Below are 13247 nucleotides of genomic sequence, written 5' to 3'. Positions count from 1 at the left end.
CCATGGTGACGGCACAAGTTATCTTACCAGCATTGGGAATGTCGCAAGACACGGGGAAGATCATTACCTGGCTCAAAGCTAGTGGCGAGCAGGTCACAAAGGGAGACCCCCTGGTAGAAATCGAGACCGACAAAGCCACGGTCGAGATCGAAGCTCCCGCCGATGGCGTGCTCGACCAGATCGTAGCCGGGCCTGGCGAGGAGGTTCCGGTAGGGCAGGTCATTGCCACGATTCTTGCTCCAGGCGAAAAGGCAGCCAGTGCCGGGGAGGCAACACATGCCTCGCTGTCTTCCCTGGGAGAACACACGCTCCGGCCGTCGTCTCTGCCTGCCAGCCCCCTGGCGTCGCGCATCGCCGCTGAGCACAACCTGGATCTGAGCCTTGTTCAGGCCGAGGGCAAACGCATTCAAAAGGCGGACGTCATGACCTATTTGCGCAATCAGCAGGTAGCACATAAGCAGCAACCTGCCACTCCAATAGCCCAGACGACACCGCGTTTAACGATGGCCTCGCCCAAAGCACGACGATTAGCGGCAGAGCAGGGAAAAGATCTCGCGCAGATCAAAGGGAGTGGACCAGGGGGGGCCGTACTGGCGGCAGATGTCGTATCTATGCCTCAAGCTGCGGCAGTACATGAAAAGCAGGATCAGCCATTGAGCACCATCTGGCGCATCATGGCTGAGCGCACAACCCAGAGCTGGACGAGCGTGCCTCATTTTTACCTGGTGCGCGAGGTCAATGCCAGTCGCTTAGAGGCCTGGTATCAACATAGGCGCAAGCACGCAACCGAGCAGACAAGCTACACCGATCTGCTGGTAAAAATTGTGGCGCTGGCGCTACGTACCTCGCCACGGCTCAATGCCTCATGGAGCGAAGGAACGTTGCATCTAGAGCAAGATATCCATATAGGTCTGGCCGTGGCTACCGAGCATGGGCTGGTTGTGCCCGTCATTCACCAGGCAGATACATTGAGCCTGCAAGAGATTACCCGGCGACGCAGAGACCTGGTAGCCAGGGCCCTGGCCAGAAAACTGAGACCAGAAGACCTGCGTGAAGCAACGTTTACGATCAGCAACCTGGGGATGCACAACATCGACGCGTTTAACGCCATTATTCAGCCGCCACAGGTTGCGATTCTGGCAGTGGGCCGTATCGCGGAACGCGTGGTGCCTGTACAGAAACAGCCCATGGTTCAACCTACGATGATGCTGACTCTCTCATGCGATCATCGCGCCGTCGATGGCGCGTTGGGGGCCAAATTTTTGTCGCTGCTCGCGGATCTCATTGAGGAGCCGCTAGGGCTATTGCAGTAGTGATTCCCATACAGTAGGCTCGCGAGGCATGAAAGGAGGGAAAGCAAGCGAACATACAAGGCACCACTTGTCATTCATAGCACATCCCAATTGCGCATGATAACTCCCACGATGTCAGGCCAGGCGCTAGCCTCCCCTGGCAATCTTTTGACGAATATTTTGCAGTACTAAGGAGAACACCCGTGGTAGGACGACACACTTTCTGGCAACGCAACAGACTTCCACTGCTGGCGCTCTTGATGATAGTGTTGCTGATGTGCAGCGCCTGCACGCAGAATAATACAGCCACGAATGGCCAGTCTCAGGCGCCCATCAAAATTGGCGTCTCTGTCTCGCTCTCAGGCGACTTCTCCGCCGATGGCAAGGCGACTGAGCAAGGCTATCAGCTATGGGCCGATACCGTGAATAAAAATGGTGGGCTGCTTGGGCGCCAGGTAAAGCTGGATTTTCTCTCTGATGGGAGCAATACAACCCAGGTTGTTACCAACTATCAGAAGCTGATTACCAATAACCATGACGACCTTGTCTTCGGCCCCTATTCAACGCTCTTAACCAAGCCAGCATCCGTGGTGGCAAATCGCTATAGCTATGCCATGCTGGAAGGTTCTGGTGGCGGTCCCTCAGTCTTTACCCAGGGCTTGCATAATATTTTTGATGTAACCGCCCCTATTGTGAATCAGATGGATAGCTTTGTCGAATATATCCTCTCGCTGCCAGCTAATCAGCGCCCACAGACGGTGGCCTATGCGACGGAAGACGATCCCTTTACACAGCCCATGATCGACCGGGCACGCCAGCTACTGGAACAAGGGGGCGTAAAAACCGCTTCGTACCAGGTGTACCCGGCAGAAACTACCGACTTCACCCCCATCGCGCAGAAGATCATCGCCTCTAATGCGCAACTCGTCGTGTTAGGCTCGATGCTCCCCGACGCGACCGCGTATGTGCAGGCCTTCAAGCAGCAGCACTTTAACCCCAAGGCTATTGTTGCCTCCGCGGGGCCTGATCAGGGAGCGCAATTTACCGGCCCCATAGGAGGAGCCTCTGTTGCGGAAGGCATCTTCTTTCCCAATGCCTGGGCTCCGGGTCTGACGACCTATCAAAACGCGCAGATGGTCCAAGACTATATCGCTAAATATGGCGGGACAGCTGACCAGATCAGCGCCGATACAGCGGAGGCCTACGCGGCAGGGCAGGTCCTGGCACAAGCCGTGAACAAGGCTCATAGTATCGACAATAAGCAATTGCTCGCCACATTGCACGCGGGCAACACCTTCCAGACGCTGCAAGGGGATGTAAAGTTCAACGACGTAGGCGAGAACGTCGATGGCAAGGGCTTTACCTTCCAGTGGCAGGGTGGTTCCGTGCAGCGTGTCTATCCGGCCAGCATTGCCACGGCGAAACCTGTCTACCCTAAACCGAACTGGCCCTAGTATGCTGTTTCTGCCAGACACAACGACGCGCCTGGCAGGAGTGGTGCCTGCCATCTTCCGAGTACTGAACAGATGGCAGGCGCGCTCATCTCTACAGATGCTTTATCCCCCTGATAACGCTTGTGCTAACCGGGGAGGGATTACCCATCTTCCAGCCCATAGAAGGAGGCTGCATGGTCGGCATTATTATAGAGGCCATCATTACGGGAATTTTAACGGGTGGCGTGTATGCCTTAATGGCATCGGGACTGACATTGGTATTTGGCGTGATGGATATTATCAATATCGGGCAGGGGGCGCTTGTGATCCTGGGAGCGTACCTGAGCTATGTTTTGGAGCAACAACTACACATCGATTTATTCCTGGGCCTCCTCATCACGATGCCCTGTCTGTTTCTCCTGGGCATGCTGATTGAGTGGTTCTTTATTCGCCCGATCAGGCGGGATCGCACCATGTTGTCTATCCTGGTAACGTTTGGCATTGCCCTCATCATCGAAGGTATCCTCAACCTGCTCTTCTCAGCGGACTATATCCAGTTACACGCCTGGTATGTAACGGCATCGTTTCGTATAGCCAGTTTCTATCTCTCCTACATTTATGTATTTGGTTTCCTGCTGGCAGTATTGCTGCTGGGAGCGCTCTATCTGCTGCTCTACCGTACACGCTTTGGACGCAGTATGCGCGCGGCCATGGAGAACCGGACAGCAGCTGAACTGATTGGCATCGATGTCGAGCGTGTTTCGATGATTACCTTTGGCATTGGGATCTCGCTAGCTGCCGCCGGGGGCATGGCCTTTGGCGCGACCAATACTTTCAACGCCGGGAGCGCCTATGACCTGATCTCACGCCTGCTCGCGATTATCATCTTTGGAGGGATGGGGAGCTTAACCGGTGCTCTTGCGGCCTCTGTGGGCATGCTGGTGATCGAGGACGTCACCGCCGTTACCTGGTCCCCGGTGTGGGCCAATACTGTCTTCTTTCTCTTGCTGGTGCTCATCCTGGTGCTGCGCCCCCAGGGATTGTTTGGACGGAGGGAAGGAAGAAAACAATGAGGATCGCCACGTTTGCGGGAGGAGGAATACTCCTGGTCTTTGCCTGCGCCTTCCCACTTCTCTTCTCTGATCCTACCGTGACCACAATCGCGGTCTTCACGCTCATCTTCGCGGTCGCAACCAGTGGGTGGAATATTCTCGCCGGGTATACGGGCTATGTTGCCCTGGGGCATGCCGCCTACTTTGGCCTGGGTGCCTATGCACTGGCTATCCTCTGCCAGGATTGGCATATTGCTGGTGGTTACGCACCCTTTCTCCTGGTCCCCCTGGCAGGGCTCATCGCGGCATTGATTGCCATCCCCCTGGGCTGGATTGCATTACGGGTACGGCGCCATACCTTTGTGGTGATCACGATTGCCATGTTTTTTATCATCCAGTTACTGGCCTATAATCTCTCCTGGCTTACGAAAGGCTCTACTGGTCTCAGCCTCCCCATTCCCCTCGATTGGGGCGGTGATTTCTTTAATATTCCCTTCTACTATGTGACATTGGCGCTGCTTCTGTTAACGCTGACGGTCTCCTGGGGAGTACGCCACTCAAAATATGGGCTGGGTCTGCTGGCAATTCGCGATGACGAGGATCGCGCGCTTGGCCTAGGCGTAAAGACTGGAATATCCAAGCTGCTCGCCTTTGCGCTTGCCGCGTTGATCGTGGGGATGGCGGGCGCCATCTGGGCGTATTTTGTCGAAGCGGTCTATCCCGCGACGGCCTTTGATCCCATGTTCGATATCGCCATCGCCTTGATGGCTTTTCTCGGGGGGCTGGGCACCATTACGGGTCCACTCCTGGGGGCATTGATCCTGGAACCAACGCAGCAATATTTTGCGTTGGCGTATGGGCAAAACGGCTACTATCTGATCGTCTATGGCGCACTCTTCCTGGTGGTGATCCTGCTTTTGCCCCAGGGCATTGTCCCCTCGCTACAGGTGAGGTGGAGCAGATTTCAGGCCGTGCGAGCGCAGAAACGAGATCGCACGACGAGCATGGTGAGCCATAGGCCTGCAGCGGAGGAAGATGGAAGCCCGGAGGTAGAAACGAAAGAGGAAGCCAATCTATGAATTGCTTAGAAATCCAGGATATGTACAAAGCCTTTGGCGGCATTCAGGCCCTGGACACGTGCTCGCTCTCGGTGGCGCAGGGGACGATTACCGGACTGATTGGTCCCAATGGCTCAGGCAAGACCACGATGTTTAATATTATTACTGGCTACGAGCGGGCTGATAGTGGGCAGGTACGTTTCCAGGCCCAGGATATCACAAATAAAGCGCCTGACACAATCTTTCGCCTGGGGATAGGGCGCACCTTTCAATTGACGCGTATCTTTCCGCGTCTCACGGTACTCGAAAATATGCACGTGGCCGTGCAACGCACGGATCTCAGGGGGATGTTTCGCTGGTGGAGCGCATCTCATGAGCGGCAACGCGCGCTCGAACTACTGGAGTTTGTGGGCTTGCACACGCTTAAGGATCTGCCCGCGGGCAATCTGTCCTTTGGGCAGCGAAAATTACTGGAGTTCGCCTTTATTCTGATTGCTGAGCCGCAGGTGATTCTCCTGGATGAGCCAGCAGGAGGAGTCAACCCCACCATGGTCAATTACCTGGCCGACCGTATTCGTACCCTCAATCAACGAGGGGTGACTTTTCTAATCGTTGAGCACAATATGGAGTTTGTGATGGAATTATGCCACCGGGTCACGGTCATGCATCGTGGAAACAGCATTGCCGAAGGAACGCCAGCGGAGGTGCGAGCCAATCCCGACGTCCTACAAGCCTACCTGGGAGACTAAGGAGATGCTACTACAACTTCGTGATGTCTATGCTGGTTACGATGGAGGCGACATTCTCAAAGGGGTTGACATAGCCATAGCGCAAGGAACCACGACCTGTATCGTCGGGCCAAATGGCGCAGGAAAATCGACGGTCTTGCGGGTACTTAGTGGCCTGTTGAAGCCACGGAAAGGCGCTATCTCCTTCGAGGGGCGCTCGCTTGTAGGCCTCTCGCCACGCCAGATCCTGGCTCTAGGTATCGTACAGGTTCCGCAAAGCCATAGCCTCTTTCCCAGCATGACCGTGTATGAAAACATCGAACTAGGGGCCTACCTGCTCAAGGATGCCCGGCTCATCAGGAGTCGCCTGCAAGAAATTCAAGCGTTGTTTCCACTCGTCAAACTGCGGGCACGTGAGAAGGCCGGGAGCTTATCGGGAGGGCAGCAACGCCTCGTTGAGTTCGCGCGCTGCCTGATGCTTGATCCGCGCGTAATCCTGCTAGATGAGCCATCAATGGGTCTCGACCCCCATACCTTCAAACACGTCATTGAGACGATTCGCCTCTTGCAGAGTACCGGTAGGACAATTGTACTGGTGGAACAGAATGCACGCACTGGCCTGAGCCTGGCGGATCAGGGTATTGTGCTAGAAAACGGGCAAGTGCGTTTGACGGGAACACACTCCGAAGTCCTGAACAACCCCGAGATCGCGCGCTTGTACCTGGGCGGAACTCTTTCGAATACCTGAGCAGACGGAGCAAGCAATCGCATAAAGGAGCGTGAGATGGAGAGAGACGCACGTGTTCAAAGTGCCATTACAAACTGGGCACCTCGCTTTGTTGCTAATGGCATTGATGTCAATGATTTCACACGGGTCACGAACAGTATTGAGAGATGGGATGCATGGTGTCAGACATGGGCTGACTGCGGCGCCATACACGAACAATTGGGTGCCGACGCTGAAGCCAGCGGATACTATGAGACTGCGGGTGAGCACTATTTCCACGCGGCCATGTGCTATCACTTTGGCAAATATCTCTTTGTCCAGGATCCGCACCAACTGCGGAACGCCCATGAGCACGTGGTGCGTGACTATCAGCGCGCATTACCATACTTTCTCTTTCCTGGCGAGCGAGTCTCCATTCCCTATGAGGGGGGCGCCACCATGTATGGCATTTTGCGCAAACCCTGGCATACGCCTCGCCCCCCGGTTGTCATCCTGGTACCAGGTCTAGACTCAGTAAAAGAGGAATTGCATGTTTACGGCGAGGACTTCCTGCGACGCGGAATGGCGGTCCTCGCCATTGACGGCCCTGGTCAGGGCGAGATGGAGTTTGAGCACGCTATGCGTCATGACTATGAGGCACCCATTCGCTATGCGATTGACTACCTGGAGCGCCGCCCAGATGTAGACGCCAGGCGTGTGGGCTTGATGGGAGTGAGTTTTGGAGGCCATTACGTTGTGCGGGCCGCGGCCTTTGAAAAGCGCGTCAAGGCCACAATTGAAAATTGCGGTGCCTACAATCAGCTTGAGAACTTTCGCGGACGCCCACAACTCAGTCGGGATGCCATGGTTTTTCGTCTCAAGGCCACAAGCGAGGAAGAGGCAGTCAAAAGACTGGAACAGTTCTCCCTGCAAGGAGTTGCGGAACGCGTGCAAGGTCCATTGCTCGTCATTCAGGGAGGGCAGGATGGGCTGGTTTCTCCAGAACATGGAAAGCGTATTGCGTCCGAGGCCGGAGCAAACGCCGAACTCTGGTTCTTTGTGGATGGGAATCACGTCTGCAACAACATCCCCTATAAGCATCGCCCACAGCAGGCGGACTGGATGCGGAAGCAGTTGAGTTAGTGGGGAGGGGCGTATAGAACAGTGATATCCACCATACCAGTCGCACCTTCCCTTGACGAGGGGACGCTAGTGCCCTATGCTTGTGGCATGATGACTGTTGATGAGTCAGAGCCGCTTGCGCTCATGAGGAAGGAGTAGGCCGCTTGCAAACCCCAGTGGACCCCGAACACACATCTATTTCCTATTGGCAGCGAACTGTAGAGGCGCTGCCGCTTGAGAGTCAGCTTCCTGCCGAGGCTGATATCGTAATTATTGGAGGCGGCATCGTGGGCGTCGCGCTCAGCTACTGGCTGGCAAGGGCAGGCAGAGCGCCAGTGTTGCTGGAGCGCGCGCACCTGGCTTACGGCGCGACGGGTCGCAATGGGGGTATTGTCGCCATCGGCCTCGCGGAAGGCTATCCCTCTGCTATCAAGCGCCATGGCGCCCAGGTCGCGCAGGCGATCTTACGCCTCACCCTGGAGAACCAGGCGCTCTTGCGCCAGGTCATAGCCGATGAGCAGTTTGATTGCCAGTACCGCGAAACTGGCCATATCGGGCTGGCATTGAGCGAACAGGAACTGGAGCACCTGGCACACGCCGCCGCCACCAAGGAGGCTGATGGCTACGAGGTACAGGTATTGACGCGTCAGGAGGTGCAGGAACGTATCCACACACGCCTGGGAGAGCGTATTTTGGGCGGGACCTTGTGGGCGCAGGGCGGGCTGGTGCATTCGGCGCGCCTGGTGCATGAACTGGCGCGAGTGGCACAACGCCACGGGGCGCGCTTCCTGCAGGCCGAGGTTGGACAGTTAGCGAGCGAGGGTGAGGACGTCGTGGTACGGGCGGCCCAGGGAAGCATACGTACCCGGCAGGTGGTCGTGGCGACCAACGCCTGGGTGGGCGATCTCTTACCCGCATTCCGTCCCTTGATTACACCGGTTCGCGGGCAGATGCTGGCCTATGAGCCGTTTCCCCAGCGCATTTTTGAATCAGGCATCTTTGCCGCGTTCACGCCAAGCGAGGAATATGGGCAGCAGACCCTGGATGGCTCTATCGTCATCGGAGGCTGTCGGGCCATAGCGCCTGGACGTGATGTGAACATACGCGAGCAGACGACATCGTCTGAGGTGCAGGGCGCCCTTGAGCAAGTGATTCCCACACTCTTTCCTGACCTGGCACACCTGCGCGTGGCGCAGCGTTGGGGCGGAACGATGGCCTTTACCCCGGATTACATCCCCATTATTGATCAAGAGCCGGCTCTGCCCAGTGTCTGGGGTATAGGTGGCTTTACAGGGCATGGTATGCCCTTTGCCATGCGTGTAGGCCAACTCCTGGCGGAGTCGCTTGATCAGCCACGGCGCGCCGCCGCCCTTGAGCCCTTCCGCCTGAAGCGCTCGACGCTTCTCTCCTGAGCAAAGGTATGGGATTAAAAAAGAGCATCTGTGGCGAAAGCCTTCGCCACAGATGCGTTCTATGTACATTGAATACGAATGTATTTGATAGTAAACAATAGCTTGTGGCTGTGACGCGATGAAGGCGTGATGAAACGTATGAGCTTCAGTTTTTCGAAGCCGTTCGAAATCGTTAAAAGCCTGGTGCTACTGGTTCGGTCATGCTGGCATAGGCCTGGGCGCCACAGCGCATACAGGTTGTGGGTGGCTCAAGCGCGCGCATGACCTCGCCACAGATGGGACAGAACCAGTGGGCCGCGACGGCCTTGACCAGGTCAGCGCGACTGATGATGCCCACCAACCGCCCTCGACTCACGACTAGGAGGCGACGAATGCGCTCATGGACGAGAATACGACTGACCTCCTCCAACTCGGTCTCCTCGCTGACGGTTATGACGCTTCGCGTCATGATATCGCGCACCAGTTGCCCTTTTCTGGCAATAACATCAAACTCCGTAACGATTCCTACGATAACGTTGTCGCTGTTTACCACAGGCATCCCACTGATTTTGTATTCAGACAAAAGGTGAGCTGCCTGTTGCATTGTCTGGTCTTCATTGACCACAATGACATCCTTAGTCATTACATTGCGAACCTTCATCGATGTTTGTCTCCTTCTGGTAACCCATCGCGAAACAGCCATCTCTTGTTTCTATTGTAACATGCCGCTGAGTTCTTTCTGGCGTGTCAGAGTGAAGCATTCTGCCTATCGGACAGGCGCGCCAATACTCATATTCTGGTAGCCAACACGATTTTCTCGTGGATTTGATGATCTACGAGGCGCAGGAGCATATTCCCACCATTGGACAGGAGAGCAATGTGCGGTCGCCGTGGAGTCAACGCCCCCTCCTCATACCAGGAAAGCAGCCTTGTCAGCGCATCAGGCACGAGGCGTGCCCAGTACCGCTGCCCGTGAAAAGGGGGTTCCAACCGGCGTGAATGTCGATGATGCGGTGAAAGCCTTGTTTCGTCAAAGCATCAGGCTTTACGAGGAGGGCATTGGTTTCATCCCGCGTGCAGGCCCCAGCCAAGCGTAATTCGCTCACCAACCGATCTTGAAACGTCCCCACAAGCGCTCCACGCGGCCCTTGGCTTGGGGAGAACGCGCGGCAATCGAGGTGATGTGGAGTTGCTCAAACACTCGCCCCAATTGTGTCTCGGTCTGCCGGACAGCCAACTGCTCGCCGACACTGGCGCGTTCCCTCGCATCGTGCCGACGGGCCGCAAACAGGGTATGCCGATCCGTCACAGTTTTGGCTGGCGGCCTCTTGACTGATGGGATTTTCTTTGCTATGCTTGGCCGACTACGCGAAAGGAACAAACATGATTACTACCTCCACCTTCGCGATGAAGGTCTTCTAACGCTTCATCCTCACGTACAGGACTTCATGTGCGAGGGAGCCTGTCACTTCTGAATACGCGACGTTCATCGAGCAAAAAGAACAGCTCTTGCCAGAGAACGACAATCTGTTCTAGTAGTTGCTCCTGTACCTTGCTGCATGGTGCATGCTCGTTGTGATGTTCGCGACCCCTCAAAGCTGCCAATCCTGGTAGCACTATCAGATATGCGATTCGCGCAGACGCCTGTTCATACTTTGATTCCTCATAGGGATGGTATCGTCTGCCCAATCGTTGCGGGGAAAACGCTTGTAACTCTTCCTGCTCCCGCATATACTGGCCGTCTGCGTCGTCTATGCTCGTCAGGCAGTTGTTGGCCTGATGAGGAAAGCGCAGGTGCCGTGGGGTGCTGGGGTCACAGAGACATGGGAAGAGAGGCGCTTTGCTGTCGAGGTCAATCTTTGTGCTGAGCGTGACTGCTGTTTCCCCGTTTTTTGATGGAGCAATGAATATGACTCAAATACACGATCAACCAGGCGGCGCGGAAAGCTCGCGCTCTTCTGAACTTATTTTAACGCCAGCAGAAGTGGCGGAGACGCCGCGCTATCCGTCGCTCTGGCGCAACCGCGATTTTATGCTGCTCTGGAGCAGCCAACTCCTCTCAAGCGTCGGCAGCCAGGTTTCGCTGCTGGCCTTTCCGCTGCTGGTCCTGGGCATTACACACTCAGCGACTCAGGCCGGCCTGGTTGGTGCGCTGGATAGTTTGCCTTTTGCTCTGCTCTGCCTGCCCGCGGGCGCGCTCATCGACCGTTGGGATCGCAAGCGGGTGATGCTGATCTGCGATACCGGGCGCGCGCTTGCCCTGGGCAGCATTCCCGTCGCGCTCTGGTTGGGCCGCCTGGGCCTTCTCCAACTTTGCCTGGTCGCGCTGATCGAGGGGACGCTGATGACCTTCTTTTCGGTGGCCGAGATCGCCTGCCTGCCGCACGTGGTGCCCAAAGCGCAGATCACCGCCGCCAGCGCGCAGAATCAGGCCATCAACTCGACCTCCTGGACGCTGGGGCCATTTCTGGGCGGCTTTCTCTATGGTATGGGGCACGCGGTCCCGTTCTTGACCGATGCGATCTCTTACGTTTGTTCGGTGCTCAGCATCTTTTTGATGCGCGCGCGTTTTCAAGAGGAGCGCACGGAGGAGCCGCGCAAAATCTGGCACGAGATCGGCGAGGGGCTTCTCTGGCTCTGGCGCGAGCACGTCCTGCGTTTCCTGGCCCTGCTGACCCTGGTCCTAGTCTTCTCCACGATTGGCTTTACGCTGATCCTGATTGTGCTGGCGCAGAACCTGCATGCCACGCCGCTTGCCATCGGCATGCTCTTCGCCAGTGGCGGTGTGGGCAGCATTGTCGGAGCAGTGCTGAGTAGTCCCTTGCAGAAGCGTTTTACCTTTGGCCAGTTAACGATCGGTTCAGCCTGGGTCTGGGCCGTTTCCTGGCTCGCCCTGGCCGTCGCGCCGAATCTCTGGGTGTTAGGGGTCGCCAACGGAGTGAGCTTCATTGTCGTGCCCATCTTTTACTCAGTCCAGCTCAGCTATCGCATGATCGCGATCCCGGACCATTTACAGGGGCGTGTGCAGAGCGTGTTCCGTCTCCTTTCTCTTGGCAGCCAGCCCCTGGGCCTCGCGCTCACCGGGCTGTTGATTCAATGGATTGGCCCGGGTCAGACGGTTGTGCTGCTCTTTGTGCCTCAAGCTCTCATTGCGCTATTCACCACCTTGAACCGTCGATTGCGCGCCATTCCATCGCTGAGCGAGCTGGCACGCAAAGAGCCTGGGTAGGATCAGCATCAGGCAGGATCACCGCAAGGTCTGGTTAAAGAGTGATCGGACCTCGCTGCACGTCGCCAGGAGAACGGCGTCCATATCTGTTTTTGCGCACATCTCCTCATTTTTCAGATTACCCAACCAGATCACCCAACATCAATAAGTATAGCAGAGATAAGGAAAACAGACAAATGGCGTTAACAGGAGTATGCGTGGTAGGATGGACATTTCGTGAGCGAGCCTGGTCGTCCCCTTTCAAAAGCTCGCTTCAGGTATGACCTTGTGCGCCTGAGGAGAAGCAAACGTTATGGGCGTGGTTTGGGACAGATGCCCCAAACCACGCCCATAACGTTTGCTTCGCGGTGGGGATTACGGAGTGGGCGTTGCGATGGGTGGCAGGGGGTCCACGACGACTTTGCTAAAGAGGGCGCGCGCCTGTGACGAGGTCGCGCCGTTGTGGACGAAGAGCGCGATCTGCCCCTTGGTATAGCTTGCATCTTCAATCTGCTCCACCTGGCTGCCATTGAGTATCAGGGAGAGGGAAGAGCCTTGCAATGAGACGGTCAATGTGTTTTTGCCTCCCATGGGGTGCAGGTGAGGGCTTACCTTGTCTGGAACCAGGTAATCATTGTGGGCGCTCTGGGTTTTGGTGTCCCAGGATTCCTTGACGATGCTATAGGTGGTATTCCCATGAATGTCAATGCGATAATCATGATCTAGATTTCCATCACCGCGTAAATAAATGCCGATGCTGTCGTCGGCGTCCCCTTGTTGAAACGTAAACTCGGTGGTCAATTGGAAATCATCAAAATTGCGGCTGGGGGGCAGGCTTTCAATGAGGACCTTGTGATTGAGCGCGGTCAGGCTCAAGCCCTGTTGCCCAATTTGCCGCTCATAGTCCTGCGTCGAACCTGTGAACCAGTCTTTGTATGTGTTTTTATCAGTAAAATCATCGATAAATAAATGGCGTGACGCCATTGCGGTGGCAGTGAGCTGGGCCTGTGAGGGGGAGGGCGTCGGGGTCGGAGTTGGTGCGCTCTGGGTATGGTTGCCTGCGGGAAAGAGATACAGGCCACCTACGGTGAGCAACAGGGCCAGGCACACGATACCCATCAGACCCGCGATAGTGAACATGTGTCTGCGTCGTGTGTTGGAGTGCGCTGTCTGCTCTTGTTGAGTTTCTTCGCCTATCATGTCTCTCTCTCTCTGTAACGGCATACTCACAACCTGCGCGCCGGAAACTGCGCGACT

General features: G+C 56.1%; 13 protein-coding genes. 9 read left to right on the top strand and 4 right to left on the bottom strand.

Annotation, left to right across the window (positions count from 1 at the left end):
• The first annotated feature begins 2 nt into the window (after positions 1-2).
• The 8 genes from KTE_RS01500 (at position 3) to KTE_RS01465 (ending at position 8803) form a co-directional block, all read left to right on the top strand.
• Entirely contained in the window at positions 3-1313 is a 1311-nt protein-coding gene (locus KTE_RS01500) for a dihydrolipoamide acetyltransferase family protein (RefSeq protein WP_201377731.1), read from the top strand.
• 182 nt (positions 1314-1495) lie between these two features.
• Complete coding sequence (locus tag KTE_RS01495) at positions 1496-2746, top strand: amino acid ABC transporter substrate-binding protein (RefSeq protein WP_201377730.1); 1251 nt, start codon at positions 1496-1498, stop codon at positions 2744-2746.
• 173 nt (positions 2747-2919) lie between these two features.
• Complete coding sequence (locus KTE_RS01490; protein WP_201377729.1) at positions 2920-3798, top strand: branched-chain amino acid ABC transporter permease; 879 nt, start codon at positions 2920-2922, stop codon at positions 3796-3798.
• Positions 3795-4856, top strand: a complete 1062-nt coding sequence (locus KTE_RS01485; RefSeq protein ID WP_201377728.1) for a branched-chain amino acid ABC transporter permease — start codon at positions 3795-3797, stop codon at positions 4854-4856. The genes KTE_RS01490 and KTE_RS01485 overlap by 4 nt, the downstream gene beginning before the upstream one ends.
• A complete protein-coding gene (locus tag KTE_RS01480; RefSeq protein ID WP_201377727.1) occupies positions 4853-5584 on the top strand; it encodes an ABC transporter ATP-binding protein in 732 nt (243 codons plus the stop codon). The genes KTE_RS01485 and KTE_RS01480 overlap by 4 nt, the downstream gene beginning before the upstream one ends.
• A gap of 4 nt (positions 5585-5588) precedes the next feature.
• Positions 5589-6311: an ABC transporter ATP-binding protein gene (locus KTE_RS01475; RefSeq protein ID WP_201377725.1), complete on the top strand. Its 723-nt coding sequence runs from the start codon at positions 5589-5591 to the stop codon at positions 6309-6311.
• 36 nt (positions 6312-6347) lie between these two features.
• Positions 6348-7412, top strand: a complete 1065-nt coding sequence (locus KTE_RS01470) for a S9 family peptidase (protein WP_201377724.1) — start codon at positions 6348-6350, stop codon at positions 7410-7412.
• Positions 7413-7555: 143 nt separating this feature from the next.
• On the top strand, positions 7556-8803 hold the full coding sequence (locus KTE_RS01465; protein WP_201377716.1) for an FAD-binding oxidoreductase: 1248 nt from the start codon (positions 7556-7558) through the stop codon (positions 8801-8803).
• A 172-nt stretch (positions 8804-8975) separates the two neighbouring features.
• Here KTE_RS01465 and KTE_RS01460 read toward each other — a convergent pair whose 3' ends face one another.
• From KTE_RS01460 to KTE_RS01450, 3 genes are all read right to left on the bottom strand, one after another.
• Positions 8976-9443, bottom strand: a complete 468-nt coding sequence (locus tag KTE_RS01460) for a CBS domain-containing protein (RefSeq protein ID WP_201377714.1) — start codon at positions 9441-9443, stop codon at positions 8976-8978.
• Between the two features lie 271 nt (positions 9444-9714).
• Entirely contained in the window at positions 9715-9888 is a 174-nt protein-coding gene (locus KTE_RS01455; protein WP_201377706.1) for a hypothetical protein, read from the bottom strand.
• Positions 9885-10163, bottom strand: a complete 279-nt coding sequence (locus tag KTE_RS01450; RefSeq protein ID WP_201377704.1) for a hypothetical protein — start codon at positions 10161-10163, stop codon at positions 9885-9887. The genes KTE_RS01455 and KTE_RS01450 overlap by 4 nt, the downstream gene beginning before the upstream one ends.
• Before the next feature lie 528 nt (positions 10164-10691).
• On the opposite strand from KTE_RS01450, the gene KTE_RS01445 reads away from it, so the two are divergent.
• On the top strand, positions 10692-12011 hold the full coding sequence (locus tag KTE_RS01445) for an MFS transporter (protein WP_201377701.1): 1320 nt from the start codon (positions 10692-10694) through the stop codon (positions 12009-12011).
• Between the two features lie 354 nt (positions 12012-12365).
• On the opposite strand, the gene KTE_RS01440 is transcribed toward KTE_RS01445, so the two are convergent.
• Positions 12366-13190 carry a family 16 glycoside hydrolase gene (locus KTE_RS01440; protein WP_201377699.1) on the bottom strand — a complete coding sequence of 275 codons (825 nt, stop codon included), beginning with the start codon at positions 13188-13190 and terminating at the stop codon, positions 12366-12368.
• Positions 13191-13247: the final 57 nt, after the last annotated feature.

The sequence above is a fragment of the Ktedonobacter sp. SOSP1-85 genome, from assembly GCF_016587415.1.
In the GTDB taxonomy this organism is placed as follows: domain Bacteria; phylum Chloroflexota; class Ktedonobacteria; order Ktedonobacterales; family Ktedonobacteraceae; genus Ktedonobacter.
The sequence above is the reverse complement of the archived record's forward strand: the minus strand, read 5'-3'. Positions and strand labels throughout refer to the sequence as shown.

What these genes read in the sequence shown, in the direction of transcription:
- KTE_RS01500 (WP_201377731.1), top strand. Translation starts at nt 3, where the DNA reads ATGGTGACGGCACAAGTTATCTTACCAGCATTGGGAATGTCGCAAGAC.
- KTE_RS01490 (WP_201377729.1), top strand. Translation starts at nt 2,920, where the DNA reads ATGGTCGGCATTATTATAGAGGCCATCATTACGGGAATTTTAACGGGT.
- KTE_RS01485 (WP_201377728.1), top strand. Translation starts at nt 3,795, where the DNA reads ATGAGGATCGCCACGTTTGCGGGAGGAGGAATACTCCTGGTCTTTGCC.
- KTE_RS01480 (WP_201377727.1), top strand. Translation starts at nt 4,853, where the DNA reads ATGAATTGCTTAGAAATCCAGGATATGTACAAAGCCTTTGGCGGCATT.
- KTE_RS01475 (WP_201377725.1), top strand. Translation starts at nt 5,589, where the DNA reads ATGCTACTACAACTTCGTGATGTCTATGCTGGTTACGATGGAGGCGAC.
- KTE_RS01470 (WP_201377724.1), top strand. Translation starts at nt 6,348, where the DNA reads ATGGAGAGAGACGCACGTGTTCAAAGTGCCATTACAAACTGGGCACCT.
- KTE_RS01460 (WP_201377714.1), bottom strand. Translation starts at nt 9,443, where the DNA reads ATGAAGGTTCGCAATGTAATGACTAAGGATGTCATTGTGGTCAATGAA.
- KTE_RS01445 (WP_201377701.1), top strand. Translation starts at nt 10,692, where the DNA reads ATGACTCAAATACACGATCAACCAGGCGGCGCGGAAAGCTCGCGCTCT.
- KTE_RS01440 (WP_201377699.1), bottom strand. Translation starts at nt 13,190, where the DNA reads ATGATAGGCGAAGAAACTCAACAAGAGCAGACAGCGCACTCCAACACA.